We start from the raw sequence: 3256 nt of genomic DNA, 5'->3' as shown, positions 1-3256 counted from the left end.
CGACATTCGGCATCGCAGCCTCGCGGCATTACGGACAGCATTGCCGGAGCCTGCTGGTCAGGGGCTCGGGGCTTGGGGCTCGGACGACTCACACCCGGTCGGCAGTCGGCAGTCGGCAGTCGGCGGGAACTCGCGTGGCCCCAGGGGCGCACCTCCAACATGGGCCGCGTGCGTGTCGACATTCGGCATCGCAGCCTCGCCGCATTACGGACAACATTGCCGGAGCCTGCTGGTCAGGGGCTTGGGGCTCGGACGACTCACACCCGGTCGGCAGTCGGCAGTCGGCTGGAACTCGCGTGGCCCCAGGGGCGCGCCTCCGATGTGAGCCGCGTGCGTGTCGACATTCGGCGTCGCAGCATCGCGGCATTCCGGACAATCCAGACCGTGTGCCGCGCGGTCAGCGCGGCACACGGTCCGGATTGTCCGTGATCACCCCATCGATGCCGCCCGCGAGCGCGGCGCGCATCTCCTCGCGGACGTCGACCGCGCCTGGCGCCTTCGAGGCGCGGAACGTGTAAGGCGTCACCGGCATGTCGCGCGCGTGGGCGCGGGCGACCAGGCCCGGGTCGGCCGCCACCACGGCCTTGTCAGGGCTCAGCCCCGTCACGAACGTGCGCGCCTCGGCCAGGCCGGCCTCGCTCGTCCAGCGCGCCGCCTCGGCTGGGCCGAAGAGCAGGTGGATGGGCAAGGGCGTCTTCAGGGACGCCAGCGTCCGCAGGCTGTCGACGGTGAACGACTGCAGCAGCACGGGCGTCTTCGGGTCACTCCACGGGCGATCGAGTCCCGCCGTCTTCAGCGCCGCGAGGATCTCCGCCTCGATGCCCGGGTAGAGTTCGGGCGCCTTCAGTTCGATGAAGAGACCGGTCCGCCCCTTCACGGCGGCGATCGTCTCCGCGAAGGTCGGCACGCGCGTGCCCGCGAACCGGGCATCGAACCAGCGGCCCGCATCCAGTCGGCGCACCTCGGCGAGCGTGAAATCGGCCAGCGACCACTGGGTGCGCCACTCGCCCTTCACCTGCACGCGACGCCCGCGATCGGGGAAGACCTCTTCGACATCGGTCGTACGCTCCAGCGTGGTGTCGTGCAGCAGCACGAGCGCGCCGTCCGTGGTGCGCTGGATGTCGAACTCGACGAAGGTCGCGCCCTGCTCGGCCGCGAGCAGGAACGCCGGCACCGTGTTCTCGGGCGCGTACGCGGAGGCGCCCCGATGCGCGACGACCCACGGGCGGGACGGCGGGCGGCCATCGGCGATGAGCATGGCGGCAAGTCCTGGCGCGGCGAACAGGCCGCCAAGGAAGAGGGCGCGACGAGCGAGCGTCATGGCGGGAAGAGCATCCCACAGGTCAACGGGTACCGGGTTCCGGGTTCCGGGTACAGGGTTCAGAACGCATCAGGCGACGGTCCTCAGGCCGCAGGCAACCTGATGTGGCCAGTTGCCGGCGCTGTGGCCCGGAGCCTGCCGGCCTCCGACATTCCCGGCATCGCGGCATTGCGGCATTGCCACCACAAACACGAAAGGCGCCTCGATCGAGGCGCCCTTCGTGTTCATCTGTGCGTACCCGGTACCCGGTACCCTGCACCCGGGTGTGCTGCTACCAGAGGTATGTCGCCTTCAGCCACACGGTGTGGGCCGTGTAGTTCTCCCAGCCGTAGTTCATCAGCAGGAAGGTGTTGCTGTGGGCGAGCCGGTCCAGGGTCTGCGTCCCGAGCGCCCAGTCGTTCACCGTGAACTGGTCGTACATGTACGTCAGGCCGAGCGACAGGTTGCGGCGCAGCCAGTAGGCGGTGGTCACGCGAGCCTGCGCCCAATCGTTGTAGATCGGGCTGAGCTGGACGGGCGGCGTGAGGGTGGTGTTGGGCACCAGGCCATACACAAAGGTCGTGTCGGCCTTGGTGTAGTCGTAGTTCACGCCGAAGTCGAGCTTGCCGAACAGCTTCGGCGCCTCGAAGTACGCGTTGTAGGTGTGGACCTTCTCTTCGATGTCATCGCTCCAGTCGCGACGCGGGTCGAAGAACGTCGGATCCGGCGGGGGGTTCGCGGTGCGGCTGGCCTCCAGCGAGGCGAAGGACTCGTAGAGGTAGCTCGCGCCGAGGGTGAACGCGTCGCTCGGCGAGAAGTCCGCGCCGAATCCGAACGTCGAGAAGTCCTGGCTGCGCAGGCCGTAGTCGCCGTCGGGCCGGTCGTCGGTGCCGACCGACCCGTTGACGTTGAACGACAGCGTCGAGGTCGGCAGGAAGGTCACCACGAACTGCGCCTGATCACGGTCGCGGTTGCTCAGGTCGGCGTGCCGCATCCCGGGCTGCTCGGCGTAGGAGACGAGCAGGTCGGGGTTGAAGCCCTCGCCACGCCGCTGCTGCGTGAGCAGCCCGGCGCGCACGGTGACGTAGCGATTCGAGGTCCAGTCGTACCCGATGCGGAACGAGTCCTCGTTGGTGGTGTCGTAGATGCGGTTGGTGCGGTCGATGCTCTCGCGGACGTAGCCCACCCGGAAAGCGCCGTTGCGCCACGGCGTGAACGACGCGTCGAGTTCGGTCGTCTGCCGGTTGAACGAGTACGGGTGGGACTTCTCGCCCGGCGTATTCACCAGCGTCGTGTCGTAGCTGATCTTCTGGTCGTAGTGGAAGACCGGCGTCTTGTTGTTCATGTCGTACGACCGGAAGCTGGCGTTGAGCCACACCCAGTTGGCCGGGCGCGAGTTGAAGCGCAGCAGCACGGTCGTGACGTCGGCATCGGCGTCGACGGAAGTCCGCTCGAGCGGCGGCACCGTCGTGATGCCCGGGTTGACGGTCCACGGCAGGATCTGTGCGTCGCTGGTCATGGCCGACTGCGCCACGTAGGCGATCACGCGGCTCTTGGCCGGCAGGGCCACCGAGCCCGTCGCCGAGACCGTGTGCATCGTGCTCGACGGCCAGCGCGAGAGGCGGCCGAGGGAGCTGGCGTTGCTGGCGTTGGTGAGGCGCAGCGGGTTGTCGAAGGTCAGCGACTCCGTGTCGCTGTTGAACAGCGACCCGTCATACCCGGCCTTGAACATGGCCTTCTTGTTGGCCCACTCGACGTTGGCCGCGATCTCGGTGTTCCGCTGCTGGATCGGCGCGGGCACCTCGAAGGTCCCGGCCATGCCGAAGCTGGAACCCCACGGCTGGTTGCCCTTGCGGCCGGTGGAAATCAACGCGAAGTTGATGTCCGTGTTGCGATTGAGCTGGTACTGGCCGCCCACGGTCGTGATGTCGCGCTTGGTCCGCAGCTCGAACGGCG

Annotated in this window: 2 protein-coding genes; both read right to left on the bottom strand. The window is 68.1% G+C overall.

Features of this window, described 5'->3' with window-relative positions:
- Positions 1-397 precede the first annotated feature (397 nt).
- Complete coding sequence (locus ACIRDX_RS22120) at positions 398-1321, bottom strand: glycerophosphodiester phosphodiesterase family protein (protein ID WP_396627584.1); 924 nt, start codon at positions 1319-1321, stop codon at positions 398-400.
- A gap of 271 nt (positions 1322-1592) precedes the next feature.
- The coding region (locus ACIRDX_RS22115; RefSeq protein WP_396627583.1) for an MtrB/PioB family outer membrane beta-barrel protein at positions 1593-3256 on the bottom strand (1664 nt) is incomplete at its 5' end.

It is taken from the genome of Luteitalea sp. (assembly GCF_044337415.1).
Classification (GTDB): domain Bacteria; phylum Acidobacteriota; class Vicinamibacteria; order Vicinamibacterales; family Vicinamibacteraceae; genus Luteitalea.
This window is presented reverse-complemented; position numbering and strand designations above follow the sequence as displayed.